A 24,215-nucleotide genomic window follows, 5' to 3' on the forward strand; every position below is an offset into this window, starting at 1 on the left:
GCGATATCGCTGCGGCCCGCCCCTTCACGTACCGGTCAGGAGGCCGTGGAGGTCGGCAGGTAGGCCTGGTACTCGGGGAGCGTGCCGTCCATGATCGGGAGGAAGAAGTCCTGCTCGGTGCCCGCGCCGGACAGGGTGGCCTCGAGGTCGCCGCCGGGGTGCGAGGCGACGGAGGCGATCTGCGGCTGCGCGACCTGGGCGGAGTCCTCCTGGTCGGCGTTCAGGTAGACGGTGCCGCCGGCGGGGACCTCGACGGACAGCGGCTCGGCGCCCTCGGCCGTGAGGACGAAGCTCACGGACTCGGAGGAGTCGTTCGCCAGGGCTCCGAGCACGTTGCCGGGCTCGCCCTCGCCCTCGGTGACGACCATGAGGTTGATGCCGCGGACCTGGTCCGTGAGGTTGACGCGCACGCCGTCGGACGGGGCGTACGGCTTGGTGGTGATCGTGGGGGAGCAGGCGGCCAGCAGCAGGGCGCCCGCCATGACGCTGGCGGCGGCGACGGTGCGTGCGGGGCGGACGGAGCGGAACACGTGCTCTCCTTCGAAGGCGTCGGCACGCGGGCGCGGGTGGCGTCGCGGGCTCGGGACATCAGCGGTCCTCCCGAGCCGGGCGCGGGAGGGAGCGGGCCTGCAGAAGGCCCATCGACATCCTAGCGACGACCGGCGGGTGCTGCGTCCCTGGCCGCGCTGCCAGCCCTCTGACCTGCGAAAACACAGTCCTGGACAGGGCGCTCGGGGGCCGAGGGGCAGGGGAGTGTCGGCTCCCCCGTGATAAACTCGTCGACTGGGAAAGGGGACATCTGCAGATGACGTTCACAGTAGGCGAGACGGTTGTCTACCCGCATCACGGCGCCGCGCTGATCGAGGAGATCAAGACGCGGAAGATCCGTGGCGAGGAGAAGATGTACCTCAAGCTCAAGGTTGCCCAGGGCGACCTGACGATCGAGGTCCCGGCGGAGAACGTCGACCTCGTCGGCGTGCGCGACGTGGTGGACCAGCAGGGGCTGGACCGCGTCTTCGAGGTGCTGCGCGCGCCCTACACGGAGGAACCGACCAACTGGTCGCGCCGCTACAAGGCGAACCTCGAGAAGCTCGCGTCGGGCGACGTGATCAAGGTCGGCGAGGTCGTGCGCGACCTGTCGCGCCGTGACGCCGACCGCGGCCTCTCGGCCGGCGAGAAGCGCATGCTCGCCAAGGCGCGCCAGATCCTCGAGTCCGAGGTCGCGCTCGCCGAGGGCGTCGACGAGGAGAAGGCCGGCGCGATCATCGACGAGGTCCTCGCCTCCTGAGGCACCCGTCACCAGCGCTGTACGGCGACCCCCGGCTCCGGCCGGGGGTCGCCGTCGTCGTTCCGGTACCGTGACGCCGTGACGACGCTCGCGATCCTGACCGCCGCGGGGTCGGGGACCCGGCTCGGTCGCGACCTCCCCAAGGCTCTGGTCGCCCTCGACGGCTTTCCCCTCGTGGTGCACGCCGCGCGGCGGCTCGCGTCCTCGGGGGTCGTCGACTCCCTCGTCGTGACGTGCCCCGCGGGGCTGGACGCGGTCGTGCGCGACGTGGTCGCGCAGGACCCGCACGTCGACCTGCCGGTCCGCGTCGTCGTGGGCGGCGCCACCCGGCAGGCGTCCGTGGCGGCAGGGCTCGCGCTCGCCGCGCCCGACGACGACGTCGTCCTCGTGCACGACGCCGCCCGCCCCCTCGCCCCGCCGCAGCTCGTGCGGCGCGTGGTCGCCGCGGTGCGCGCGGGCCACCGCGCCGTCGTCCCGGGGCTGCCCGTCACGGACACGATCAAGCGGATCGCGCCCCGCGAGGTCGCGGACCAGGCGCCCGTCGGGCCCCCGGTCGACCGCGTCGTCGAGACGCCCGACCGCGCGCTGCTGCGTGCGGTCCAGACCCCGCAGGGCTTCGACCGCGCGCTGCTGGAGCGCGCGCACGCCGGCGGCGCCGCCCGCTCCGGGTCGGAGGGGCTCGCCGCCACCGACGACGCCGGACTCGTCGAGGCGCTGGGGGAGCCCGTGCACGTCGTCGCGGGCGACGACGCCGCCCTGAAGATCACCACCGAGCGGGACCTGCTGGTGGCCGCTCTGCTGCTCCAGGAGGAGTCGTGACCGCACTGCCCCGCACCGGCCTCGGGGTCGACGTGCACGCCTACGCCCCGGAGGGCTCGGACCGCGAGCTGTGGCTCGGGGGCCTGCGCTGGCCCGGCGAGCGGCCGCTGGCCGGGCACTCGGACGCGGACGTCGCGGCGCACGCCGCCGCCGACGCGCTGTTCTCCGCCGCCGGCATCGGCGACCTGGGCACGCACTTCGGCACCAGCGAGCCGCAGTGGGCCGGCGCCGCGGGCGTCACCCTGCTGGCCGAGGCCGCGCGCCGGGTGCGGGAGGCGGGCTTCGACATCGGCAACGTCGCGGTCCAGGTGGTCGGCAACCGGCCCAAGGTGGGGCCGCGCCGGGCCGAGGCGGAGGCGGCGCTGTCGGCGGCCGCCGGCGCGCCGGTCTCGCTCAGCGCCACGACCACCGACGGGCTGGGGCTCACCGGCCGCGGCGAGGGGGTTGCCGCCATCGCGACGGCGCTCGTCGTCGCGCGCACGGCCTGAGCGCGCACGTCCTGAGGGCTCATCCGCGCAGCCGCGGGTCCTCGGTCGGGTCGGCGTACGGGGCGGGGCAGCCGGAGCCGGCGGCGTCCGGGCGCAGCTCGTAGTGCCACGGCTCGTTGCCGTACACCGCGCACAGCCCGTAGGCGGCGCCGTGCTCGGCCAGCCAGGCGGGACCGCCGTTCTGGGCGAGGTCGACGGCATCGCCGGAGACGTGGGACGACGTGTCGGCGCCGGCCACCCACCGCGCGGCCTCCGCGGCGGAGCCGTACTGCGCCACGGCCTCGCGCAGGAGCTGCTTCTGGTAGGCGCGCGAGCGCCAGCCGCTGTTGACGACGAACGTGACGCCGTCCTCCTCCGCGGCCGTCGCCGCGTCCTGGAGCGCGCGGAGCAGCGCGGGGTCGAGGTTCGCCAGCGCGGGCAGTCGCTCGTCGAAGACGGAGGTGCCGCTCGGGACGTGCCCGGCGGCGGCCCCGGTGCGGGGGCCGTCCCCGGTGGTGCGGGAGACGACGTCGGCGACCCGGGACAGGGCCGGCGCGTCGGGGTCCGTCGTCGTCGCGGCGAGGCACGCCGCGAGGCCGAGCAGGACGGCGACGGCCGCGCCGAGGGCGAGCAGGACGACCCGGGCGGGGCGCGGGGAGGCGGTGGCGCTGCGCTGGTGGTGGGGCATGGCCCCAGTCGAGCGGGGGCGGCGTTGCCCGGGCGTATGCGCTCCTCGATACGCGGACGATAGGCGCGCCTCCGTAGCATCGAGGGCATGCGTGTGCTGATCGTCGAGGACGAGCCGTACCTGGCCGAGGCCGTCCGCGACGGGCTGCGCCTCGAGGCGATCGCGGCCGACGTCGCCGGCGACGGCGACACCGCGCTCGAGCTGCTGGGCGTGAACTCCTACGACATCGCCGTGCTCGACCGCGACGTCCCCGGGCCGTCCGGCGACGAGATCGCCGCGCGCATCGTCGCGTCCGGCAGCGGCATGCCGATCCTCATGCTCACCGCCGCCGACCGCCTCGACGACAAGGCGTCGGGGTTCGAGCTCGGCGCGGACGACTACCTCACCAAGCCGTTCGCGATGCGGGAGCTGGTGCTGCGGCTGCGGGCCCTCGACCGGCGCCGCGCGCACGTGCGCCCGCCGGTGCAGGAGCTCGCCGGGCTGCGGGTCGACCCGTTCCGCCGCGAGGTCTACCGGGAGGGCCGCTACGTGGCGCTCACCCGCAAGCAGTTCGCGGTGCTGGCCGTGCTCGTCGCGGCCGACGGCGGCGTCGTCAGCGCCGAGGAGCTGCTGGAGCGGGCCTGGGACGAGAACGCCGACCCCTTCACCAACGCCGTGCGCATCACCGTCTCCGCGCTGCGCAAGCGGCTCGGCGAGCCGTGGGTGATCGCGACGGTGCCCGGCGTCGGGTACCGGATCGACACGGGCACGGACGAGCGGGAGAAGCATGGCTAGGGCGCCCGGTCCGAGCGTCCGGCTGAAGCTGACCCTCAGCTACGCCGCCTTCCTGCTCGTCGCGGGCGCCCTGCTGCTCGCCGTGGTGTGGGTGTTCCTGCTGCGCTACGTGCCCGACGCGGTGCTCGTGGACGTCCGCCCGTCCCGCCCGGGCGGCGGCCAGTTCGTGCCCAACCGGTCCGACCTCGAGCGCGCGTTCGCCCCGCGGGCGGCCTGGGCGATGCTCTTCCTCCTGGTCGTGGGCCTCGTCGGCGGGTGGTTCCTCGCGGGCCGGATGCTCGCGCCGCTGGACCGGCTCACGGACGCCACCCGCCGCGCCGCGGCCGGATCCCTGTCCCACCGGATCCGGCTGCCGGGCCGGCAGGACGAGTTCCGCGAGCTCGCCGACGCCTTCGACGACATGCTCGCCCGGCTCGAGGCGCAGGTCGCCGAGCAGCAGCGGTTCGCGGCCAACGCGTCGCACGAGCTGCGCACGCCGCTGGCGATCACCCGGACGATGCTCGACGTGGCCCGGCAGGACCCCGACCGGGACACGGACGAGCTGCTCGCCCGGCTCGACGCCGTCAACGCGCGCGCGATCGACCTCACCGAGGCGCTGCTGCTGCTCAGCAGGGCGGACCGGGGCTCCTTCGCCCGCGAGCCCGTGGACCTCTCCCTCGTCGCGGAGGAGGCGGTCGAGACCCTGCTGCCCCTCGCGGACGCCCGCGCGGTCGACCTGCGCATGACCGGCGAGGTCGTCGACGCGGTGGGGTCGCGCGCCCTGCTGCTGCAGCTCGCCACGAACCTCGTGCACAACGGGATCGTGCACAACCTGCCGGGCGGCGGCACGGTGCGGGTCGACACCGTGGACCGCGCGGGGGAGGCGGTGCTCACGGTCGAGAACACGGGCGAGCGGCTCGACCCGCAGCTCGTCCCCACGCTCACCGAGCCGTTCCAGCGCGGCGGCGGGCGCACCCGCGCCGACCACGGCGGCGTCGGCCTCGGCCTGGCGATCGTCCGCAGCATCACGGAGGCGCACCACGGCGTGCTCACGCTCGTCCCGCGGCCCGACGGCGGGCTGCGGGTCACGGTGCGGCTCCCGGAGGCGGACGGCGGACCCCGCCGGCCGCCCGCCTGACGACGCCGGGAGGACCGATGTTCCCTGCGCCTACGCCCCCGGCGCGCCCAGCACGGTGTCGGTGTAGTCGTTGCGGAAGACGCCCTCGGGGTCGACGGCGGCGCGCACCCGGGCGACGTCCGCCAGCGGGTAGTGGTCGGCCAGGTACTCCGCGGTGCGGGTGTGCATCTTGCCCCAGTGCGGGCGTCCGCCCGCCGCGACGAAGATCTGCTCCGCGGCGCTGAAGTACCGCTGGTGCGGCATCGGCGCGTACTGGTGGACGGCCACGTACGCCGTCTCACGGCCGTGGGCGGTGGACAGCCACACGTCGTCGGCGGCGGCGAACCGCACCTCGACGGGGAACGGGACGGGCTCGCCCGAGGCGCGCAGCCAGGCGTCGAGCTCGTCGAGCACGCCCCGCAGGGCGGCGCGCGGCAGGGCGTACTCCATCTCGACGAACCGCACGCGCCGGCGGGTGACGAACACGTCGGCGGACGGCGCCACGTACGTCTTGCCGCCGAGCGCCCGAGCGCTGACGGCGTTGAGCCGCGGCACCATGCCGGGCGCGGCGAGGGCGAACCGGTTCAGCACCTCGAAGGCGCCGTTGGACAGCACCTCCTCGTCGAGCAGCGCGCGGGCCCGGGCGCCGGCCGTGCGCACCGCCCCGCGGGCGCCGGCGCGGCCGCTCGCCCACGCCTCGACCTCGTCGGCCGTCGCCCGGTTGTTGCGCTTGGTCAGCGCCCGGCGCGTGCCCGGGAACCAGTAGAACTCCGCGTGGTCGTTGCCGTCGACGTAGTCGTCGAGCTGCTCCAGCACCCGGTCCAGCGGCCACGGCTCCTCCTGCGCGCGCAGCCAGAACGCCGGCACCACCTCGAGGGTCACCGCGGACAGCACGCCCGCGACGCCGAGGCCCAGCCGCGCCACCTCGAACAGCTCGCGCTCGGGCGTGCCCGGGGCCGCGTCGTCGGAGGCCTGGCGCACCACGCCGTCGCCGTCCACCACCCGCACGCCGCGCACCTGCGTCGCGAGGCCGCCGAGGCGGGCGCCGGTGCCGTGCGTGCCCGTCGAGATCGCCCCCGCCACCGACTGCCGGTCGATGTCGCCCAGGTTGCGCATCGCGAGGCCGAGCGAGGCGAGGAGCCGGTTGAGGTCGTGCAGCCGCGTGCCCGCGCGCACGGTGACCAGGACCGTGCCGTCGGGCTGCGGCACGACCGCCTCGACGCCGCTGAGGTGGTCGAGGCTCAGGTGCACGCCGTCCGTCACGGCGGCGGCCGTGAACGAGTGCCCTGCACCCATCGCGCGCACCCGCGTCCCGGTCGCGGCGGCCGTCGCGACCACGGCGCCGAGCTCGCCCTCGTCGCGCGGCCGGACGCGGCGCGCGGGCTGCCAGGTGTGCGTGCCGCCCCACGTGCGCAGCGGGGCGTCGGACGTGCGGGCGGCCGGGGTGCCGGCGACGGTGCTCGGATTCACGCGCACACTCTGCCACGCGCGCCGGGCGGCGCGGATCCACCGTCAGGCTGATCCCGAGGGGGGGCGGCCGGTGTAGCGTGCGGCCATGACCCAGACGGAGCGGCTGGCCCGCGCGACCGCGCACCTGCCGGCGCCCGTGGCGGTGGTCGACCTCGACGCCTTCGACGCCAACGCGGCGGACCTGCGCCGGCGCGCCCGCGGCGTCCCCGTGCGCGTGGCCAGCAAGTCGGTGCGGGTGCGCTCCCTGGTGGGCCGCGCCCTCGACGCCGGCTTCGAGGGCGTCATGGCGTTCTCGCTGTCCGAGGCGCTGTGGCTCGTGCAGGAGGGCACCCGTGACGTCCTCGTCGGCTACCCGACCGTCGACGCCGACGCCCTCGCCCGCCTCGCCGCCGACGTGCGCGCCCGGCGCGAGATCACCGTCATGGTCGACGACGTCGCCCAGCTCGAGCGGCTGGACGCGGCCCTGCGGTCCGCCGGGGTGCCCGCCGGCACGGACGCCGACGCGCTGCCCGACGTCGCGGTCTGCCTGGACGTGGACGCGTCGCTGCGGCTCGAGCTCGGCCCCGTCCAGGTGCACCTCGGCACCCGCCGGTCCCCGCTGCGCACCCCGGGGGACGTCGCGGAGCTCGCCCGCCGCGTCGAGGAGCTGCCCGGCGCGCGGCTGCGCGGGCTGATGTTCTACGAGGCGCAGGTCGCCGGACTGCCCGACACCAACCCCGCCGTCCGGCTCGTCAAGCGGCTCTCCGTCACCGACCTGGACCGCCGTCGCGCCGAGGTCGTCGACGCGGTGGGCGCCGCCGTCGGGCGCCGCGTGGAGCTGGTGAACTCCGGCGGCACGGGCTCGCTCGAGACGTCGTCGGCCGGCCCCGCGGTCACCGAGGTCACCGCCGGCTCCGGGCTGTTCGTGCCCGGTCTGTTCGACGGCTACCGGGCCTTCGACCCGCGCCCCGCGGCCTTCTTCGGGCTGGACGTCGTGCGCCTGCCCGCGCCGGGCTGGGCCACCGCCTTCGGGGGCGGCTACGTCGCCTCCGGCCCGTCCGGCCGGTCGCGCCTGCCGCGCGTCGCGACCGCCGGCTGGTCGCTCACCGGCACGGAGGGCGCCGGCGAGGTCATGACGCCGCTGCGCCGCCGGCCGGGCGCCCCGCCGCTGGCCGTCGGCGACCGCGTGTGGCTGCGGCACGCCAAGGCCGGCGAGCTCATGGAACGGTTCGCCGTCGTGCACCTGGTGCGCGGCGACGAGATCGTCGAGACCGTGCCGACCTACCGGGGCGAGGGGCGCACCTTCGGCTGAGGTGCGCCGGTACCCTGGACCGGTGAGCCTGCGCCTGTACGACACCGCGACGCGCGACGTGCGCGACTTCGTCCCCCTGACCCCGGGCGAGGTCGGCATCTACCTGTGTGGCGCCACCGTCCAGGCCCCGCCCCACATCGGCCACCTGCGTCCCGTGATCGCCTTCGACATCCTGCGTCGCTGGCTGGAGCGGTCGGGCCTGCGCGTCACGCTCATCCGCAACGTCACCGACATCGAGGACAAGATCCTCGCGAAGGCCGCGGCCGCCGGCGTCCCGTGGTGGGCGCACGCCGCCACGCACGAGCGGATGTTCACGAGCGCCTACGACGCGCTCGGCGTGATCCCTCCGACGTACGAGCCGCGGGCCACCGGCCACGTGCTCGACATGGCGGAGCTGATGCAGCGCCTCGTCGACCGCGGGCACGCGTACGCCACGGGCCCCGGCGACGTCTGGTTCGACGTGCGCTCCTGGCCCGCCTACGGCGAGCTCACCCGGCAGCGGCTGGAGGACCTCAACCCCGAGCCCACGGGCGACGACGCCGCGGCGTCCGCCAAGCGCGACCCGCACGACTTCGCCCTCTGGAAGGCGCCGAAGCCGGGCGAGCCCGAGACCGCGTCGTGGGACACCCCGTTCGGCCGAGGCCGTCCCGGCTGGCACCTCGAGTGCTCCGCGATGGCGCACCGCTACCTGGGCGACGCGTTCGACATCCACGGCGGCGGCCTGGACCTGCGGTTCCCGCACCACGAGAACGAGCAGGCGCAGTCGCGCGCCGCCGGGTACGGCTTCGCGCAGCGCTGGATGCACTGCGCCTGGGTCACCCAGCAGGGCGTCAAGATGAGCAAGTCGCTCGGCAACGGCCTTCTGGTCTCCGAGCTGCTCGCCCAGGCCCCCGCGCCCGTGATCCGCTACGCGCTCGCCGCCGTGCAGTACCGGTCGATGCTCGAGTGGTCGCCCGACACCCTCGACGAGGCGCGCGCCACCTGGGAGCGCCTCTCCGGGTTCGTCGAGCGGGCCACCGAGCGCGTCGGCGCGGTCACGGCGGACGAGGTGGCGAAGGCCGACCTCCCGGCGGCGTTCGTCGAGGCCATGGACGACGACCTCAACGTGCCCGCGGCGCTCGCCGTCGTGCACGAGCACCTGCGCGCCGGCAACAGCGCGCTGGCGTCGCGCGACGACGAGGCCGCCCGGGCCGAGCTCGTCGCCCTGCGCGGCATGCTCGACGTCCTGGGCCTCGACCCCGCCGACCCGCAGTGGGCCGACGGCGCGGGCGACACCAAGGCACGCTCCGCGCTCGAGTCGCTCGTCGCGGCGGAGCTCGACGCGCGCGTCGCCGCGCGGGCCGCGAAGGACTGGGCCACCGGCGACGCCATCCGCGACCGCCTCGCGGCGGCCGGGGTCGTCGTGCAGGACTCCGCCGACGGCGCCCGCTGGACGCTGACCGACTGACCGCTCGACCACCTGAGCTCGCAACCCTGAGAAGAGACACCATGGCAGGCAACACCCGGCGCCCCGGCGCCGTCCGCAAGGCGGGCAGCAAGAAGGGCGCGCAGGTCGGCACCGGCGGCCACAGCCGCAAGTCGCTCGAGGGCAAGGGCCCGACGCCGAAGGCGGAGGACCGCACCTACCACCCCGCGCACAAGCGCAAGGTGGCCGCCGAGAAGCGCGAGGCCGCGCAGTCCCAGAAGGGGGCCAGCAAGGGCGTCGTGCGCGGCACCCGCCGCCCCACGGGCGGCGCGGAGGTCGTCGCGGGCCGCAACGCCGTGCTGGAGGCGCTGCGCACCGACGTGCCCGTGACCGCGGTGCACCTGGCCGCACGGATCGACCACGACGACCGCACCCGCGAGATCCTCGAGCTGGCCTCGGCCCGGTCGGTGCAGCTGCTCGAGGTGTCGCGCACCGAGCTCGACCACCTCACCGAGGGCTCCGTGCACCAGGGCGTCGCCGCGCAGGTGCCGCCGTACGACTACGCCGACGTCGACGACCTGCTCGACGCCGCCGCGGCGGCCGGCCAGGCCCCGCTGTTCGTCGCGCTCGACGGCGTGACCGACCCGCGCAACCTCGGCGCCGTGCTGCGCTCCGCGGGCGCGTTCGGCGCGCACGGCGTCATCGTCCCGTCACGCCGCTCCGCCGGCGTCACGGCGTCGGCCTGGAAGGTGTCCGCCGGCGCCGCGGCCCGCGTGCCCGTCGCCAAGGTGACCAACCTGTCCCGCGCCCTCGCCGACCTCAAGAAGTCCGGCGCGTTCGTCGTCGGCCTCGACGCCGGCGGCGACACCGAGGTGCGCGACCTCGCCTTCGCCACGGACCCGCTGGTCCTCGTCGTCGGCTCGGAGGGCCACGGCCTCTCCCGCCTCGTCCGCGAGACGTGCGACGCCGTCGCGTCCATCCCCATCTCGTCCGACGTCGAGTCGCTGAACGCCGGCGTCGCCGCGGGCATCACGCTGTACGAGGTGGCGCAGGCCCGCCGCGCCGCCGCCGAGTGACCCACGCGCTGACGAGATCGGGACTACCTCGCGCGATCCGGTCCTGGGCGGGTCAGGTCGACAGGTGGAAGTGGTCGTCCTCGGGGGCGCCCTCGGGGCCGGTGTCGACGTCGGCGTCCTGCTCGCCCGGCGGGACGCCGAGGATGGCCTTCTCGTCGGGACGGTGGCGCAGCACGTTCTCGACGTAGGACGCCGTGGCCTCCGGCATGGGGACGTCTCGCCCGGCCTGCTCCGAGATGAACCAGCGGTGGTCGAGGATCTCGTGGAACAGCTGGGCGGGCTCCAGCTTGCGCCGCAGCTCGCGGGGGACGGCGCGGATGGTCGGCTGGAACACGTTCTGCGACCAGTCGTGCGCGACCATCTGCGGGTCGTCCTCCTGGCGGTCGCTGGCCGCCACGTAGGAGTCGAGGTCGTTGAGCAGCCGCCGGGCCTGGTTGTCCTGCACGTCGAGGCCGGTGAGGCGGAACAGGCGGCGCGAGTGGTGCCCGGCGTCGACCACCTGCGGCTGGATGCGCACGGTGGTGCCGTCGATGTCGGTGGTGATGGACAGCTCGCCCACGTCGAAGCCGAGGTCGTTGAGCCGATCGATGCGGGCCGCGACGCGCCAGCGCTCGTCGGCGCCGAACGACTCCACGCCGGTGAGGGCCTCCCACAGCTCGGCGTACCGGGCCACGAGGGCGTCGCCGATGGCGACCTCGTCCACCTCGTCGTCGAGCAGCTCGCCCGCTGCGAGGTCCATGAGCTCGCCGATGATGTTGGTGCGCGCGAGGTCGAGGTCGTACTCCCGCTGGCCGCGGGACAGCTCGCGGTGCAGGGCGCCCGTCTCGGCGTCGACCAGGTAGGCGGCGAACTGGTGGGCGTCGCGCCGGAACAGCGTGTTCGACAGCGACACGTCGCCCCAGTAGAAGCCCACGAGGTGCACGCGCACGAGCAGGACGGCGAGCGCGTCGATGAGGCGCGACGCGGTGTCGGGGCGCAGCGCCTGGCTGAACACCGCGCGGTAGGGCAGGGAGAACGCCAGGTGCTCGGTGACGAGCGCCGCCTCGAGCGGTTCCCCGGCGTCGTCGAGCCGGCCGGTGACGACGCCCACCGGCCGCACCGACGGGATCTCGAGCTTGCGCAGCTGGCGCAGCAGCTCGTACTCGCGGAACGCGACGGCCTCGCTGATCTCCTTGATGGCGAGCACGCGCCCGTCGAGGCGGACGAACCGCACGACGTGCCGCGAGATGCCGCGGGGGAGCGCGGCGAGGACGTCCGCGGGCCAGTCGGCCAGGGGGGTGCGCCACGGCAGGTCGAGCAGCGCGGAGTCCGGCGTCGCCGACGTGATCTGCAGCTGTTCGGTCTCCACGCTCATCCCCACCTCGCGAGCGCCCGCCGCGGCGACGAGCGCATGTCAGCGTAGACGAAGGGCGGGCCCGGCAGCAGCCGGACCCGCCCTCGACCTGACGCGATCAGCCCAGGCGGTTGCCCGTGGCGGCCGAGAAGACGTGCGCCTTGCCCGGCTTGATGGCGACGTGGATCGTGTCGCCCTTCATCGGGACGTCGCGCGGGTCGATGCGCACGATCACCTGGTTCTCGCCGGCACCCGAGCGGACCTCGGCGTCCTCGGCGAACTCACCGACGAGGGTGCCGTAGACGAACGCGTCGGAACCGAGCTCCTCGACGAGGTTGACGAGGACGGGGATCGCGTTGCTGTCGGACTCGGAGACGATGTCGAGCGACTCCGGGCGGAAGCCGATGGTGACCTTGCCGCCGTCGGCCTCGGTGAGCTGCGCCACGACCTCGCGCTCCAGGGGCACGCGGGCGGGGCCGACGTGCGCGACGCCCTCGTCGACCTTGAAGGTGGCGATGTTCATCGCCGGCGAGCCGATGAAGCCCGCGACGAAGACGTTGGCCGGGGTGTCGTACATCTCGCGCGGCGTGCCGACCTGCTGCAGCAGACCGCTCTTGAGGACCGCGATGCGGTCGCCCATGGTGAGGGCCTCGGTCTGGTCGTGGGTGACGTACACCGTGGTGACGCCGAGGCGGCGCTGGAGCGACGCGATCTGCGTACGGGTCTGGACGCGGAGCTTGGCGTCGAGGTTCGACAGCGGCTCGTCCATGAGGAACACCTGCGGCTGGCGCACGATCGCGCGGCCCATGGCGACACGCTGGCGCTGACCGCCGGAGAGCGCCTTCGGCTTGCGGTCCAGGTACTCGGTGAGGTCGAGGATCTTCGCGGCCTCCTCGACGCGCTGGCGGATCTCGGCCTTGGGGGTGCCGGCGATCTTCAGCGCGAAGCCCATGTTGTCCGCGACGGACATGTGGGGGTAGAGCGCGTAGTTCTGGAACACCATCGCGATGTCCCGGTCCTTCGGCTGGACGTCCGTGACGTCGCGGTCGCCGATGAGGATGCTGCCACCGTTGACGTCCTCCAGGCCGGCGAGCATGCGCAGCGAGGTGGACTTGCCGCAGCCCGACGGGCCGACGAGGACGAGGAACTCGCCGTCCTCGACGTGCAGGTTGAGCTGGTCGACGGCCGGGCGCTCGGTGCCCGGGTAGACGCGCGTCGCGTGGTCGAAAGTGACCGTAGCCATGTTGCTTCCCTCTCCACCGGCAGGTACGTGCCGGACGATCCGTTGTGGGTGGGTGCCGTTGCGCTTTCACGAAAGGCGTGTCGGCGGTGACACATTCTGTTGTCGAGCGCGCGAGCCCCTGCCCGGAGGGCCGGATCCCGGTGCGCCGCGATGATCGTACATGCCCCGGACGTGACCTTTGACACGTCCCAGGTCAGCGACCCGCGGGCCCCCCGGTGGTCAGCCGTCGAGGGCGTCGGCGAGGCGCTGGAGGAGCGCCGCCAGCGCGTCCGCGTCCGCCACGCGGTGCCCGGCGACGGTGGGCCCGGGGCCCACCTTGACGCCGAGGTCGTCCGGCCCGAGCACGGCGAACGCGGCCTCGTCCGTGGTGTCGTCGCCGGCGTAGAGGACCAGCGCGCGGACGTCGTCGGCCTCCTCCAGCTGCTCGCGCAGCCGGTCGACGGCGATCCCCTTGGAGGTGCGCACGACGGCGATCTCGACGACGTCCTTGCCGTGCATCGCGTGCAGGCCGAGCCGCTCGGCCACCGCGTCGGCGTCGGCGACTGCGGCGCGGGCGTCGTCCGGGTCGCTCAGCCGGGTGTGCAGGACGGCGGCACTGGGCTTGTCCTGCACCCAGGCGCCGCGCCGGCCGTCGACGGCGTCCTGCAGGCCCTCGCGCAGCCGCTCGAGGGCATGCTCCTGCTCGGCCGTGAGCTGGAGCGGCACCGCGTCGACGCCGTGCGCGGTGACCCGGCCGGTCTCCGCGCCGTGGCTGCCCACCAGGTAGGTGCCCGCGGGCGCCCCCGACCGGGCGGCCAGGTCTGTGAGGTTGCGGCCGGAGACCAGCGCGAGGTGCAGCTCGTCGCCGGCCCCTGCCACCGTCCGGGCCGCGATGCCGGCGAGCCGGTCCACCGCGGCCCGCGCGGCGGGCGTCATGGCCGAGGCGGACGGGTCGTCCACCAGCGGCGCCAGCGTCCCGTCGAAGTCCAGCGCGACCAGCCGCGCACAGCGGGGCGTGGCCAGGTCCGGCGGGCCCGCGAACGCGAGCGTCGCGGCGAGGGCGTCGTCGTGCGGGTCGGTCACCGATGCCCCGTCCGTCCGTGGCTCGTCCGTCCGTGGCTCGTTCACCCGTGGTTGCTCCGGGGCGGCGTGGCGCTGAGCACGCCGAGGAAGGTCTGGGACCACTTGGCGACGTCGTCGGCCATCACCTTGCGACGCAGCCGCCGCATGCGGCGACGCTGCTCGCGCGGGGGCATGTGCGCCGCCGCGACGATGGTGTCCTTCATGCCGTCGATGTCGTGCGGGTTGACCAGGAGCGGGCCGGGGGCCAGCTCGTCGGCGGCGCCCGTGAACTCGCTGAGCACCAGCACGCCCTGCTCGTCGGAGCGCGCCGCGATGTACTCCTTCGCCACGAGGTTCATGCCGTCGCGCAGGGACGTCACGAGCATGACGTCGGCCGCCAGGTACAGCGCCGCCATCTCCGCGGGCGGGTAGCTGTGGTGCAGGTAGTGGATGGCGGAGTGCCCGAGCTCGCCGAACTCGCCGTTGATCCGGCCCACGAGGACCTCGACGTGCTCCCGCAGCTCCTGGTAGGCGCCGACGTTCTCGCGGCTCGGGCTGGCCACCTGCACCAGCGTCGCGTGCTCGACGTCGAGGCGACCGTCCTGCAGCAGCTCCCCGTACGCCTTGATGCGGTGCCGGATGCCCTTGGTGTAGTCGAGGCGGTCGACGCCCAGCATCATGACCTGCGGGTTTCCCAGGTCGGCGCGGATCTCCTTGGCCCGCGCCTGCACCTCCGGCTCGCGGGCGAGCGCGTCGAAGTGGTGGGAGTCGATCGAGATCGGGAACGCGGCAGCGCGCACGTGCCGCGCCGGCCCGCCGTCCTCGTCCGCCACCGTGATGATCGGGCCGCGGGTGGTGTGCTTGGTGAGCCGCCGCACCGACCGGACGAAGTTCGACGCGTCGCCGCCGCGCTGGAACCCGATGAGGTCGGCGCCCAGCAGCCCCTCGACGATCTGCGTGCGCCACGGCAGCTGCTGGAACAGCTCGACCGCGGGGAACGGGATGTGGTCGAAGAAGCCGATGCGCAGGTCGGGCCGCAGCTCGCGGAGCATCTTCGGCACCAGCTGGAGCTGGTAGTCGTGCACCCACACGACGGCGCCCTGCGCGGCCTGGGCGGCGGCGGCCTCGGCGAACCGGCGGTTGACCCGGCGGTACGCGTCCCACCACTGCCGGTGGTACGTCGGCGGGGAGATGACGTCGTGGTACAGCGGCCAGAGGGTGTCGTTGGCGAAGCCCTCGTAGTAGCGCTCGATCTCCGGGGCGCTGAGGGTCACGGGCACCAGCAGCATGCCGTCGGCCTCGAACGGATCGTGCTCGAGGTCGGGGGCGCCGGACCAGCCCACCCAGGCGCCGTCCGCCTCCCGCATCACGGGCTCGAGGGCGGTGACCAGTCCTCCGGGCGAGCGGTGCCAGTCCACCGCTCCGTCGGCGTCGACGGTGAAGTCGACGGGGAGCCGGTTGGCGACGACGACGAGGTCGTACCCGCCGTCCCGGTGATGGCTGCTTGACGATCCTTTGGCGGTCAACGGACCTCTCTCCACGAGTTCGGTAACACTCTGTAGAACAACGCCCCCAGGGGACAGGGTACCGAGAGGGTTCTCGCCTCGCCCCGGCGCGCCACCCCGGGGAGCGCCCCCGACCCATCCGGAACCCGTCCGGAACCTGTCCGGAACCCGCCCGGGACCTGCCAGGGACCCGCGCGGCACGCCGCGCCCGGGCATGCCTGGACGACTACGGTGAGCCCCATGGGTGAGGTCGACGAGATGCAGGTCCCGGGGCGGACCCCGGTGCCGGGCCCGTCGACGGCCGCGCAGGCGGACGCCCCCGCCGTGCGACGGGCGCGTGACGGCGGTCTCGCCGAGGGCGCCGAGGTCGGCGGGTACACCGTCGTCCGGCCGCTCGGGAGCGGCGCGATGGGCGCGGTCTACGAGGCCGTCGACGGCGGCGGGAACGCCGTCGCGCTCAAGGTGCTGCACGCGCACGTCGACGCCGACCCGGCCGGCCGCGAGCGGCTGCGCCGCGAGGCGGCGTCCCTGCAGCGGCTGCGCCACCCCGCCGTCGCGCAGGTGCTGGACGCCGAGCTCGAGGGCCCGTACGCCTTCGTCGTGACCGAGCTGGTGGACGGCGTGACGCTCGAGGAGGAGGTCGACGAGCGCGGCCCGCTCGACGCCGCCGACGTCTTCTCCCTGGCGGACCAGCTCGCCGACGCGCTCGAGGCCGTGCACGACGCCGGCGTCGTGCACCGGGACCTCAAGCCGTCCAACGTGATGATCACCGCCCAGGGGCCGGTGCTGATCGACTTCGGCATCGCGCAGGGCCCGGGCGACTCGCGGACCACGTCCGCCGGCTTCGTCATGGGCACGCCCGGCTACATCGCCCCGGAGCTGCTCGACGGCGGCGCGCCCGTCGCCGAGACGGACTGGTGGAGCTGGGCCGCGCTCCTCGCGTTCGCCGCGACCGGCCGCTCGCCCTTCGGCGTGCGGCCCACCGAGCTGGTGCTGCGCCGCTCTCGCGAGGGACGGCCCGACCTGGTCGGCGTGCCCGCCCGTACCGCGCGGGCGCTCGCCGGCGCGCTCCAGGCCGACCCCGCCCTGCGCTGGGGGCCCACCGAGGTGGCGAAGGCGCTGCGGCGCGACCTCGATGACGCCCTGGACGGCGCGCCCGACCCCTGGGCCGGGCCGGACGCCACGCAGCGCATCGTGCAGGGCGCCGAGACCCAGCGCGTGTCCCTGCCCACCCAGGCCGTCGCGCCCGGCGAGGCACCCGTCCAGGCGCCCGCCTCGTACCCGCCCGCGTCGACCGGGGCCGTCCCCGCGGTCCCGCCGCCGCCCCCGCCGCCGGGAGCCACCGGCGCGGTCGCCGTCGCGCCGGCGGAGCTCGACCCGGACGACCCCACCCAGACGATGACCGCCCTCGAGCGCGACCGCCTGCAGGCGCAGGACGGCGCCACCCGCGCCATCCCCGTCGGTGACGTCCGCTACAAGGGGTACGACCAGCTGGTCGAGGAGATGCCCCTCGCCCCCGAGCCGCCCGGCCCGTACGTGCGGCCCGTGCACCCGAAGCGCTCGGGCTCCGCGTTCGCCGTCGGGCTCGTGCTCGTGGCGCTCGCCGCCACCCGGCCTCTGGTCGGCTTCGCCGCCCTCGTCGTGCTGGTGCTGCTGTGCCGCACCGTCGCGACGTCGGGCGACGCGCTGCACCGGCGCCGCGAGCACAAGGGCGTCCGCGGCTCCGACGGCGTGGTCGGCACCCTGCTGTTCCCGTGGCACGCGTTCACGGGCGTGCTCGGCGCGATCCCCGCCGTGCTCGTCGGCGCGTGCGCCGGGCTGCTGACCCTGCTGGCCGGCTGGTGGCTGTTCGGCGCGGGGCACCTCATCGTGCTGCCGCGCGGCGACCTGGAGGCGCGCTCCCAGGGCGGCATGAACGAGGCCATCGTGTTCAACGGCGTCCTCGCCGGGGTGATGGTCGTCGCGCTCCTGGCCACCTGGTTCGGCCCCGCCGGCGGCACCGCCCGCGAGGGCGGCCGCACCCTCCTGGCCCGGGTCGCGCCGGGGAAGGTCGGGGCGGCGGTGCTGGTGGGGGTCTGCCTGGCGGTCACCGTGCTCCTGATCGCCCCCGCGGTCGGGAGCCCGACCATCGACTGGTGGCCCCTGAGCGGCACGCCCGAGATGCTGTGACCCGGGCCGCACGCTGACCTGCGCCGGTCCTCGGTCGGTGCCCAGGTGGCGCAGGTAGGCTTCGCCCCGTCCGGCGCTGCCGCGCCGTCGCCCCGATCCCCCGAGGACCTCGAGGACACGATGTCGAAGAACCCGAACATGTCGAAGGCCGACCGCCGCGAGGCGGCGCGCGCCGAGGCGCTCGCGCTGCGCGAGAAGGAGCAGCAGCGCGACCGCCGCAACCGGATCATCACGCTCTCCGTGCTCGCCGTCGCGCTCGTCGCGCTCGGCGTCGTCGTGTGGATGATCCTGCAGCAGGGCGCGAAGAAGAACGTCGACGACGTCCCCCTGGCGGACGTCACGATGCCCTCGACGGCGCGGGCCGACGGCGGCATCACCGTCGGCAAGGACGGCGCGGCCGGCACGGACAACGGCGACGTGCCGGAGATCCAGGTCTACCTCGACTACATGTGCCCCATCTGCGGCGACTTCGAGCAGACGAACGCGGCCGGCATCGACGAGATGGTCGCCGCCGGCGACGCGACCGTCGTCTACCACCCGATCTCGATCCTCGACCGCGCGTCGCAGGGCACCGAGTACTCGACGCGCGCCGCCTCCGCCGCGGCCTACGTCGCGGACAAGGCGCCCGAGACGTTCCCGGCGTTCCACGCCGCGCTCTTCACCAACCAGCCGGCGGAGAACACGCCCGGCCTCTCGGACGAGGAGCTCGCCCAGTACGCCGAGCAGGCGAAGGTTCCCGCCGACGTCGCGAAGGCCATCGAGGACGGCACCGCGCGCGAGACCTTCGGCCAGTACGTGTTCTCGGCGACGAAGGAGATCCAGCAGGACCAGGGCTTCACCGGCACCCCGTACGTGCTGGTCGACGGCACCGTCGTGTCCAACTGGAACGACCCGTCCGCGCTGAAGACCGCGGTGGACGCGGCCGCCAAGGGCTGACACCCGGCGCGCGGCACGGCCTGCCCCTCCCGGTAGGCTGTGCCGCGCTCCCGCCGCCTTAGCTCAGCTGGTAGAGCTCCCGTCTTGTAAACGGAAGGTCGTCGGTTCGAATCCGACAGGCGGCTCCACTCACCCCCGCGGCGGCCACGCCGTGGGCTCGCCCCACTTCGGGGAGCGGCCGTCGCCGCTGGACGTGTGCCGGATCCGGCGCTGGACCCACGGCACGACGTGCGTGCGCGCCCACTGGGCGTTGGCGCGCGCCCGCTCCACGAAGGCCTGCGGCGGCAGCGGGTCGAGCTGGGCGGCGTAGTCCGCGTCGTCGGGCGCGAGGCCGAGGCCGACCAGCGCGGCGTCGGCGACCCGGCGGTGGCCCTCCGGGGTGAGGTGGATGCGGTCGTCGGACCACATGCGCAGGTCGAACAGCGGGTCGAGGCCCCACAGGTCCAGCACGTGCGCGCCGTGCTTGCGCGCGATGGTCCAGATGTTCGCGTTGTACTGGCCGACGCGGCCGCGGGTCCAGCTCAGTCCGGCGCCGGCCTTGAACCCCGTGCCGAGCAGCACGTCGGCGCCCGTCGCGCGGATCGCCGCGACGCCCTGCTCCAGGCGGGCGGAGAGCACGTCGACGTCGGCCTGGGGGCGCAGGATGTCGTTCCCGCCGCCGACGAAGGAGACCAGGTCCGGCTGCATCGCCAGGGCGACGTCCACCTGCTCGTCGAGGATGTGCCGCAGCAGCCGGCCGCGGATCGCGAGGTTCGCGTACTCGAAGGAGCCCGGGTCGCGGCGCGCGGCGAGGGCGTCGGCGAGGCGGTCGGCCCAGCCGCGCTGCTTCGCCGCGGACTCCGTGCCGGCGGGGGCGGGGGAGCCGTCGTCGAAGGGGTAGGGGTCCCACAGCCCCTCGGTGAACGAGTCGCCGATCGCGACGTACCGCGCCCAGGCGTGGGGTGCGGAGGGGGCGCTCGTCCCGGGGGTCGTGCCGTCAGGGTTCGGGGTGGGGGCCTGCGTGGTCACGTCCGCCATTGTGCCCCTCCGTGCGGGGCGGGTGCTCGGGGCGACGGCGCGGGGCGACGGTGCGGTGGAGCGCTGCTCAGGCCAGACGCCAGTCCACGGGCGCGCCGCCCTGAGCCTCGAGCAGCGCGTTGACCCGCGAGAACGGCCTGGACCCGAAGAAGCCGCGGTACGCGGACAGTGGGCTGGGGTGCGCGCTCTCGACGGTGGGGACGTCGCCCAGCCACGGCTTCAGCGACGCGGCGTCGCGCCCCCACAGGATCGCGACGAGGGGGCCGCCCCGCGCCACGAGGGCCTTGATCGCGGCCTCGGTGACCTGCTCCCAGCCCTTGCCGCGGTGCGACGCCGGGGAGCCGGGCCGCACCGTGAGCACGCGGTTGAGCAGCATGACGCCCTGGTCGGCCCAGGGGCGCAGGTCGCCGTTCGAGGGCGTGGGGACCCCGACGTCCTCGGCGAGCTCCGTGTAGATGTTCACCAGCGACTTGGGTACCGGCCGCACCTGAGGCTGCACCGAGAAGGACAGGCCCATCGGGTGCCCGGGCGTCGGGTACGGGTCCTGGCCGACGACGAGGACGCGCACGTCGGCCAGCGGGCGGGAGAACGCCGCGAAGATGTTCGGCCCCTCGGGCAGGTACGTGCGCCCGGCCGCGACCTCGGCCCGCAGGAAGTCGCCCATGGCGTGGATCTGCGGCTCGACGTCGGCCAGCGCCGCCGCCCAGTCGGGGGCCATGACCTGGTCGAGCGGCGGCCGCTGCTGCGTCGTCGTGCCGGGGCTGCTCGTCGTCGGGGTGTCCACGCGGCGACGCTAGCGCACCCCGCGCTGACCGCTCCCGCCCGGGGCTGTCAGGGTCAGGCGCACGTTGCGATGGTCCTGGTCCTGACAGGTCGCGGGTTCGCGGCGCGCGGGGCGACGTCGTCGGGTCAGGGGCGGGGACGCGCCATACTGGGACGCCATGAGCGAGATCCTGGTCCAGGAGGTCCAACCGGACCCGGAGGCGTCACCCGCGACGGCGGCCGGGTCCTCCACGACCTCCGCCACGACGTCGGCCGAGGGCGACCTCACCGACCGCGACCGCGAGATCCTCGCCTTCGAGCGGCAGTGGTGGAAGTACGCCGGGGCGAAGGAGCAGGCGGTGCGCGAGCTCTTCGGGCTGTCCGCCACGCGCTACTACCAGGTGCTGAACGCCCTCATCGACTCGCCCGCCGCCCTCGCGCACGACCCGATGCTCGTCAAGCGGCTGCGGCGCATGCGCTCCACGCGCCAGCGCGCCCGCTCGGCGCGGCGCCTCTCCGACGGCCAGGGCTGACGACGCGCCGCTCGACTCGGTGGCGTCGCAGGCCAGGGGATTGCTGAGAACACTCTGAACGGCGGGGCGGCCGGAACGGCTACCCTGTCCGCCGTGAGCAAGAGCCATTACTCCTACCCGCCCGACGAGTTCGACGTCCGCGGGCCCGAGGGCACTCCGGTCGGTGTGCATCGCGAGCCGCGCAGCGGGTGGAGCTCGGTGTGGCCGTTCCTGCTGGTCGCCGTGATCTTCGCCGGCATCGCCGTCGGCGTCGTGTCGTTCCTGTCCGACGGCGGCCCCAAGACCCCGCCCGCGGCGGAGCAGAGCGCCGGGGCCGGTGCCGAGGAGCCGAAGGCGAGCGAGTCGAAGGACGCCGGGAGCGAGGAGCCCCCCGCCGACGACGCGAGCGAGGACCCCGCCTCGGAGGACCCCGCGGACGGCGAGTCCGACGCGGCCACCGAGCTGCCGGGCGACCCGGCGGCGGCGAACCTCGCGGCCACGATGCTCGTGTTCAACGACGGCGCCGGCGACGGGCAGGCCGCTGCGGGGCAGAGCGCCCTCACCGCCAAGGGCTTCACCGACGTCGGCGCGGCGGACGTCCCGGACACGTTGGCCGGGCAGTACACCGAGAGCACGGTGCTGTACGGCGCGGACCGCGCGGACACCGCCAGCGCGGTCGCCGAGGCGCTCGGCGTCGACCCGGCGAACGTGCAGCAGTCGGACGAGGTCTCCGCGAGCCCCGAGGCCGTGTGGGTGGTGCTCAAGACCCCCGTCGGCTGACGGCGCCGTCCGGAATGTCGGCATCTCGGATGTCGACATTCCGGACATCGGTGCTTCCCTTGTCTCGGCCGCCGCTACTAGGCTCCCGTTCACCGCGGGGTGCCTGCCCTGCGGCCGAGCAGCACAAGGAGAAGGACATGGCCCAGGGCACCGTCAAGTGGTTCAACTCGGAGAAGGGGTACGGGTTCATCACCCCGACCGCAGGCGGGCAGGACCTGTTCGTCCACTACAGCGCCATCCAGACCGACGGCTACCGCAGCCTGGACGAGGGTCAGAGCGTCGAGTTCGAGGTCGGGCAGGGGCAGAAGGGCCCGCAGGCCGAGCAGGTCCGCCCGCTCTGACCTCGCGGGCAGGCCGGCGCGGCGGACGCCCGCGCAGGTCGCCGCACGAAAGGCCGGCGCCACCGACCGCAGGGACGCGGACGAGGCGCCGGCCTTCGTCGTGCCGGAGGGTTGCACGCCCGGTTGCACGCCCTCGGCGAACGTCTTGCACTCGCCACCCGAGAGTGCCAATAATGGGTTAGCACTCTCGGTCGTCGAGTGACAGCCGCCCCCTCGGGCGGCCTTCTCTCAGGCCGCGGGTGAAGCATTCGGGTCGTTCGGTGAGACCCTCCGCGCGTGCGTGACCTGAACGCCGCGGGGTGGGTCGTCCGTCGCGGGCGCCGTCCGGCCAACTCAGCCACCAGCGGAGGATCAGTCCCCATGGCCAAGATCATCGCGTTCGACGAGGAAGCTCGTCGGAGCATGGAGCGCGGGCTCAACCAGCTCGCCGACACCGTGAAGGTCACGCTCGGCCCCAAGGGTCGCAACGTCGTCCTGGACAAGAAGTGGGGCGCCCCCACGATCACCAACGACGGTGTCTCCATCGCCAAGGAGATCGAGCTCGACGACCCGTACGAGAAGATCGGCGCGGAGCTCGTCAAGGAGGTCGCCAAGAAGACCGACGACGTCGCGGGTGACGGCACCACCACCGCCACCGTGCTCGCCCAGGCGCTCGTGCGCGAGGGCCTGCGCGTCGTCGCCGCCGGCGCCAACCCGATCGCCGTCAAGCGCGGCATCGAGAAGGCCGTCGAGGCCGTCACCGAGCAGCTGCTCAACGCCGCGGTCGAGATCGAGACCAAGGACCAGATCGCCGCCACGGCCGCCATCTCGGCCGGCGACGCCTCCATCGGCGAACTCATCGCCGAGGCCCTCGACAAGGTGGGCAAGGAGGGCGTGATCACGGTCGAGGAGTCGAACACGTTCGGCCTCGAGCTCGAGCTCACCGAGGGCATGCGCTTCGACAAGGGCTTCCTCGCCCGCTACTTCGAGACGGACCCGGAGCGCCAGGAGGCCGTCCTCGAGGACCCGTACGTCCTGATCGTCGAGTCGAAGATCTCGAACGTCAAGGACATGCTGCCGGTGCTCGACCAGGTCATGAAGGCCGGTCGCTCGCTGCTCATCATCGCCGAGGACGTCGAGGGCGAGGCCCTGGCCACCCTCGTGCTGAACAAGATCCGCGGCACCTTCAAGTCCGTCGCCGTCAAGGCCCCGGGCTTCGGCGACCGCCGCAAGGCCATGCTGCAGGACATCGCGATCCTCACCGGCGGCCAGGTCATCACCGAGACCGTCGGCCTCAAGCTGGAGAACGCGACCCTCGACCTGCTGGGCCAGGCGCGCAAGGTCGTCGTCACCAAGGACGAGACCACGATCGTCGAGGGTGCGGGCGACGCCGAGCTCATCTCGGGCCGCGTCAACCAGATCCGCTCCGAGATCGAGAAGTCGGACTCCGACTACGACCGCGAGAAGCTCCAGGAGCGCCTCGCCAAGCTGGCCGGCGGCGTGGCCGTCATCAAGGCCGGCGCGGCCACCGAGGTGGAGCTCAAGGAGCGCAAGCACCGCATCGAGGACGCCGTCCGCAACGCCAAGGCCGCGGTCGAGGAGGGCATCGTCGCCGGTGGTGGCGTCGCGCTGATCCAGGCCGGTGCCGCCGCGTTCCCGAAGCTGGAGCTCGAGGGCGACGAGGCGACCGGTGCGCAGATCGTGCGTGCCGCGATCGACGCCCCGCTCAAGCAGATCGCCGTGAACGCCGGCCTCGAGGGCGGCGTCGTGGCGGAGAAGGTCCGCAACCTCACCTCGGGTCACGGCCTCAACGCCGCGACCGGCGTGTACGAGGACCTGCTGGCCGCCGGCGTCAACGACCCGGTCAAGGTCACGCGCTCCGCGCTGCAGAACGCCGCGTCGATCGCCGCGCTGTTCCTCACCACCGAGGCCGTCGTGGCCGACAAGCCGGAGCCGGCCGCGGCCGCCCCGGGTGGCGACGGCGGCATGGGCGGCATGGACTTCTGATCCGCTGATCAGCTAGCCCAACGCAAATCACGTAGACCGGTCCACCACTCGGTGGGCCGGTCTTCGGCATGAAATAGGGGAGTGAACATGGCGATCGTCCACACGGTCCGCAAGTACTGGTTGTTCTGTGTACTGATGGGGATAATTTGCGGCTGGGCGATCCTGTCGGGTTTGCTCGACCTGGTCGACGGCACGGTCACATGTCACGACTGGAGC

The 24,215-nt window shown here is 74.2% G+C and carries 23 protein-coding genes and 1 tRNA gene; 15 read left to right on the forward strand and 9 right to left on the reverse strand.

Annotated features, from left to right (window positions below):
• Positions 1-35 precede the first annotated feature (35 nt).
• On the reverse strand, positions 36-530 hold the full coding sequence (locus ACFWDO_RS16150) for a hypothetical protein (RefSeq protein ID WP_380327182.1): 495 nt from the start codon (positions 528-530) through the stop codon (positions 36-38).
• 275 nt (positions 531-805) lie between these two features.
• On the opposite strand from ACFWDO_RS16150, the gene ACFWDO_RS16155 reads away from it, so the two are divergent.
• The 3 genes from ACFWDO_RS16155 to ispF all read left to right on the forward strand — a co-directional run bounded on the left by ACFWDO_RS16155 (position 806) and on the right by ispF (position 2,595).
• Positions 806-1,288: a CarD family transcriptional regulator gene (locus tag ACFWDO_RS16155; RefSeq protein ID WP_079570762.1), complete on the forward strand. Its 483-nt coding sequence runs from the start codon at positions 806-808 to the stop codon at positions 1,286-1,288.
• Positions 1,289-1,366: 78 nt separating this feature from the next.
• On the forward strand, positions 1,367-2,107 hold the full coding sequence (gene ispD / locus ACFWDO_RS16160) for a 2-C-methyl-D-erythritol 4-phosphate cytidylyltransferase (RefSeq protein WP_380347039.1): 741 nt from the start codon (positions 1,367-1,369) through the stop codon (positions 2,105-2,107).
• Positions 2,104-2,595, forward strand: a complete 492-nt coding sequence (gene ispF, locus ACFWDO_RS16165) for a 2-C-methyl-D-erythritol 2,4-cyclodiphosphate synthase (protein WP_380320692.1) — start codon at positions 2,104-2,106, stop codon at positions 2,593-2,595. The genes ispD and ispF overlap by 4 nt, the downstream gene beginning before the upstream one ends.
• 19 nt (positions 2,596-2,614) lie before the next feature.
• Here the strand turns inward: ispF and ACFWDO_RS16170 are convergent, their stop codons facing one another.
• Complete coding sequence (locus ACFWDO_RS16170; protein ID WP_380320695.1) at positions 2,615-3,262, reverse strand: M15 family metallopeptidase; 648 nt, start codon at positions 3,260-3,262, stop codon at positions 2,615-2,617.
• Positions 3,263-3,349: 87 nt separating this feature from the next.
• Here ACFWDO_RS16170 and ACFWDO_RS16175 point away from each other — a divergent pair, with 87 nt between their 5' ends.
• Together ACFWDO_RS16175 and ACFWDO_RS16180 are read left to right on the forward strand one after the other, a co-directional pair.
• Positions 3,350-4,036 carry a response regulator transcription factor gene (locus tag ACFWDO_RS16175; RefSeq protein WP_380320698.1) on the forward strand — a complete coding sequence of 229 codons (687 nt, stop codon included), beginning with the start codon at positions 3,350-3,352 and terminating at the stop codon, positions 4,034-4,036.
• Complete coding sequence (locus ACFWDO_RS16180; RefSeq protein WP_380320701.1) at positions 4,029-5,153, forward strand: sensor histidine kinase; 1,125 nt, start codon at positions 4,029-4,031, stop codon at positions 5,151-5,153. Before ACFWDO_RS16175 ends, ACFWDO_RS16180 begins: the two co-directional genes overlap by 8 nt.
• A gap of 30 nt (positions 5,154-5,183) precedes the next feature.
• On the opposite strand, the gene ACFWDO_RS16185 is transcribed toward ACFWDO_RS16180, so the two are convergent.
• Entirely contained in the window at positions 5,184-6,602 is a 1,419-nt protein-coding gene (locus ACFWDO_RS16185) for a D-arabinono-1,4-lactone oxidase (protein ID WP_380320704.1), read from the reverse strand.
• 85 nt (positions 6,603-6,687) lie between these two features.
• Between ACFWDO_RS16185 and ACFWDO_RS16190 the strand changes: the two genes are divergently transcribed.
• From ACFWDO_RS16190 to rlmB, 3 genes are read left to right on the forward strand one after another with little or no spacing between them, the layout of a single operon-like run.
• Positions 6,688-7,893 carry an alanine racemase gene (locus ACFWDO_RS16190; RefSeq protein WP_380320707.1) on the forward strand — a complete coding sequence of 402 codons (1,206 nt, stop codon included), beginning with the start codon at positions 6,688-6,690 and terminating at the stop codon, positions 7,891-7,893.
• A gap of 22 nt (positions 7,894-7,915) precedes the next feature.
• Complete coding sequence (gene cysS, locus ACFWDO_RS16195) at positions 7,916-9,340, forward strand: cysteine--tRNA ligase (RefSeq protein WP_380320710.1); 1,425 nt, start codon at positions 7,916-7,918, stop codon at positions 9,338-9,340.
• A 41-nt stretch (positions 9,341-9,381) separates the two neighbouring features.
• Entirely contained in the window at positions 9,382-10,374 is a 993-nt protein-coding gene (rlmB, locus tag ACFWDO_RS16200; RefSeq protein WP_380320713.1) for a 23S rRNA (guanosine(2251)-2'-O)-methyltransferase RlmB, read from the forward strand.
• Positions 10,375-10,426: 52 nt separating this feature from the next.
• Here the strand turns inward: rlmB and ACFWDO_RS16205 are convergent, their stop codons facing one another.
• The 4 genes from ACFWDO_RS16205 to ACFWDO_RS16220 all read right to left on the reverse strand — a co-directional run bounded on the left by ACFWDO_RS16205 (position 10,427) and on the right by ACFWDO_RS16220 (position 15,517).
• Positions 10,427-11,728 (reverse strand): DUF4032 domain-containing protein, encoded by a 1,302-nt coding sequence (locus ACFWDO_RS16205; protein ID WP_380320716.1) that lies wholly within the window; start codon positions 11,726-11,728, stop codon positions 10,427-10,429.
• A gap of 97 nt (positions 11,729-11,825) precedes the next feature.
• A complete protein-coding gene (locus ACFWDO_RS16210) occupies positions 11,826-12,950 on the reverse strand; it encodes an ABC transporter ATP-binding protein (protein ID WP_380320719.1) in 1,125 nt (374 codons plus the stop codon).
• 219 nt (positions 12,951-13,169) lie between these two features.
• The gene (gene otsB, locus ACFWDO_RS16215; protein ID WP_380320724.1) at positions 13,170-14,012 is read right to left on the reverse strand and encodes a trehalose-phosphatase; all 843 of its coding nucleotides are present in this window, start codon (positions 14,010-14,012) and stop codon (positions 13,170-13,172) included.
• A gap of 41 nt (positions 14,013-14,053) precedes the next feature.
• Positions 14,054-15,517, reverse strand: coding sequence for a trehalose-6-phosphate synthase (locus ACFWDO_RS16220; protein WP_380320727.1), 1,464 nt, complete (start codon positions 15,515-15,517; stop codon positions 14,054-14,056).
• 219 nt (positions 15,518-15,736) lie between these two features.
• Here ACFWDO_RS16220 and ACFWDO_RS16225 point away from each other — a divergent pair, with 219 nt between their 5' ends.
• The 3 genes from ACFWDO_RS16225 to ACFWDO_RS16235 all read left to right on the forward strand — a co-directional run bounded on the left by ACFWDO_RS16225 (position 15,737) and on the right by ACFWDO_RS16235 (position 18,729).
• Complete coding sequence (locus ACFWDO_RS16225; RefSeq protein ID WP_380320730.1) at positions 15,737-17,665, forward strand: protein kinase; 1,929 nt, start codon at positions 15,737-15,739, stop codon at positions 17,663-17,665.
• 45 nt (positions 17,666-17,710) lie between these two features.
• Positions 17,711-18,601, forward strand: a complete 891-nt coding sequence (locus tag ACFWDO_RS16230) for a DsbA family protein (protein WP_380320733.1) — start codon at positions 17,711-17,713, stop codon at positions 18,599-18,601.
• A 52-nt stretch (positions 18,602-18,653) separates the two neighbouring features.
• Positions 18,654-18,729, forward strand: a tRNA-Thr gene (locus tag ACFWDO_RS16235).
• Between the two features lies 1 nt (position 18,730).
• Here ACFWDO_RS16235 and ACFWDO_RS16240 read toward each other — a convergent pair.
• Both ACFWDO_RS16240 and ACFWDO_RS16245 read right to left on the reverse strand, forming a co-directional pair.
• Complete coding sequence (locus tag ACFWDO_RS16240; RefSeq protein ID WP_380320736.1) at positions 18,731-19,618, reverse strand: SGNH/GDSL hydrolase family protein; 888 nt, start codon at positions 19,616-19,618, stop codon at positions 18,731-18,733.
• A 67-nt stretch (positions 19,619-19,685) separates the two neighbouring features.
• On the reverse strand, positions 19,686-20,336 hold the full coding sequence (locus ACFWDO_RS16245) for a uracil-DNA glycosylase (protein WP_380320751.1): 651 nt from the start codon (positions 20,334-20,336) through the stop codon (positions 19,686-19,688).
• Positions 20,337-20,559: 223 nt separating this feature from the next.
• On the opposite strand from ACFWDO_RS16245, the gene ACFWDO_RS16250 reads away from it, so the two are divergent.
• The 4 genes from ACFWDO_RS16250 to groL all read left to right on the forward strand — a co-directional run bounded on the left by ACFWDO_RS16250 (position 20,560) and on the right by groL (position 23,999).
• The gene (locus ACFWDO_RS16250; RefSeq protein WP_380320739.1) at positions 20,560-20,913 is read left to right on the forward strand and encodes a DUF3263 domain-containing protein; all 354 of its coding nucleotides are present in this window, start codon (positions 20,560-20,562) and stop codon (positions 20,911-20,913) included.
• A gap of 93 nt (positions 20,914-21,006) precedes the next feature.
• Positions 21,007-21,672, forward strand: coding sequence for a LytR C-terminal domain-containing protein (locus ACFWDO_RS16255; protein ID WP_380320742.1), 666 nt, complete (start codon positions 21,007-21,009; stop codon positions 21,670-21,672).
• 137 nt (positions 21,673-21,809) lie between these two features.
• On the forward strand, positions 21,810-22,013 hold the full coding sequence (locus ACFWDO_RS16260) for a cold-shock protein (protein WP_380320745.1): 204 nt from the start codon (positions 21,810-21,812) through the stop codon (positions 22,011-22,013).
• A 360-nt stretch (positions 22,014-22,373) separates the two neighbouring features.
• Positions 22,374-23,999, forward strand: coding sequence for a chaperonin GroEL (gene groL / locus ACFWDO_RS16265; RefSeq protein WP_380320748.1), 1,626 nt, complete (start codon positions 22,374-22,376; stop codon positions 23,997-23,999).
• Positions 24,000-24,215 lie beyond the last annotated feature (216 nt).

Origin of the sequence: Isoptericola sp. NPDC060185 (assembly GCF_042728595.1) — a bacterium.
In the GTDB taxonomy this organism is placed as follows: domain Bacteria; phylum Actinomycetota; class Actinomycetes; order Actinomycetales; family Cellulomonadaceae; genus Isoptericola.

Bases quoted from the DNA above. Each gene is read 5' to 3' on its own strand.
- ACFWDO_RS16155 (WP_079570762.1), top strand. From the start codon at position 806: ATGACGTTCACAGTAGGCGAGACGGTTGTCTACCCGCATCACGGCGCC.
- ACFWDO_RS16170 (WP_380320695.1), bottom strand. From the start codon at position 3,262: ATGCCCCACCACCAGCGCAGCGCCACCGCCTCCCCGCGCCCCGCCCGG.
- ACFWDO_RS16175 (WP_380320698.1), top strand. From the start codon at position 3,350: ATGCGTGTGCTGATCGTCGAGGACGAGCCGTACCTGGCCGAGGCCGTC.
- ACFWDO_RS16180 (WP_380320701.1), top strand. From the start codon at position 4,029: ATGGCTAGGGCGCCCGGTCCGAGCGTCCGGCTGAAGCTGACCCTCAGC.
- ACFWDO_RS16190 (WP_380320707.1), top strand. From the start codon at position 6,688: ATGACCCAGACGGAGCGGCTGGCCCGCGCGACCGCGCACCTGCCGGCG.
- rlmB (WP_380320713.1), top strand. From the start codon at position 9,382: ATGGCAGGCAACACCCGGCGCCCCGGCGCCGTCCGCAAGGCGGGCAGC.
- ACFWDO_RS16205 (WP_380320716.1), bottom strand. From the start codon at position 11,728: ATGAGCGTGGAGACCGAACAGCTGCAGATCACGTCGGCGACGCCGGAC.
- ACFWDO_RS16210 (WP_380320719.1), bottom strand. From the start codon at position 12,950: ATGGCTACGGTCACTTTCGACCACGCGACGCGCGTCTACCCGGGCACC.
- ACFWDO_RS16225 (WP_380320730.1), top strand. From the start codon at position 15,737: ATGGGTGAGGTCGACGAGATGCAGGTCCCGGGGCGGACCCCGGTGCCG.
- ACFWDO_RS16240 (WP_380320736.1), bottom strand. From the start codon at position 19,618: ATGGCGGACGTGACCACGCAGGCCCCCACCCCGAACCCTGACGGCACG.
- ACFWDO_RS16245 (WP_380320751.1), bottom strand. From the start codon at position 20,336: ATGGCCCCCGACTGGGCGGCGGCGCTGGCCGACGTCGAGCCGCAGATC.
- ACFWDO_RS16250 (WP_380320739.1), top strand. From the start codon at position 20,560: ATGAGCGAGATCCTGGTCCAGGAGGTCCAACCGGACCCGGAGGCGTCA.
- ACFWDO_RS16260 (WP_380320745.1), top strand. From the start codon at position 21,810: ATGGCCCAGGGCACCGTCAAGTGGTTCAACTCGGAGAAGGGGTACGGG.
- groL (WP_380320748.1), top strand. From the start codon at position 22,374: ATGGCCAAGATCATCGCGTTCGACGAGGAAGCTCGTCGGAGCATGGAG.